The following is a 564-nucleotide window of genomic DNA, read 5'->3' as shown; positions in this document are numbered from 1 at the left end:
GCTTTCTGCAACGTTCACCCTGCTTCAACACTATGCATGAAGCCATCTATTTTTTTATTGAGTAGAAAGTTGGAATCTCTGACCAAGAAGTAGTGGTCACTCCCTGTTTTCCGCAGCTTTCGTCAGTCTCGAACAGACGTATTCAATCAGACGTCGGGGCCCCAAGATGATCCCAAGCAGCGTTCAATAAACGCTTCGGCAGTCTTGTAACGATGCAGCGCCGTGGCGCCCGACAACCCATGCTTGGCACCGGGATACGGCATCAATTCGAATGGGGTACCGCGTTGCTGCAGCGCGCTCATCAGCGCGGTGGAATTGGTGAACAGCACATTGTCGTCGGCCATGCCGTGGATTAGCAGGAGCTTGGCGCGCAGGCCATCCAGATGCGTGGCGATGCGTGCGTCGCGGTGGCTTGCAGCGTTGCGAGCCGGCAGATCCATATAGCGCTCGGTGTAAGGCGTGTCGTACAGGCCCCAATCGGTGCCCGGCGCGCCGGCCACGCCGCAGGCATAGGCATCGCTGCGCTTGGCCAGCAGCATCAGCGTCATGTAGCCGCCATTGGAC

1 protein-coding gene is annotated in these 564 nt (G+C 58.0%); it reads right to left on the bottom strand.

From position 1 onward, the window contains the following. Positions 1–146 precede the first annotated feature (146 nt). On the bottom strand, positions 147–564 hold a 418-nt coding region (locus CSC70_RS14270), incomplete at its 5' end, for an alpha/beta hydrolase family protein (RefSeq protein WP_162457227.1).

It is taken from the genome of Pseudoxanthomonas kalamensis DSM 18571 (assembly GCF_010211745.1).
GTDB lineage: Bacteria > Pseudomonadota > Gammaproteobacteria > Xanthomonadales > Xanthomonadaceae > Pseudoxanthomonas_A > Pseudoxanthomonas_A kalamensis.
Note: the sequence above shows the minus strand (reverse complement) of the source record. Positions and strands in the feature narration are given on the sequence as shown.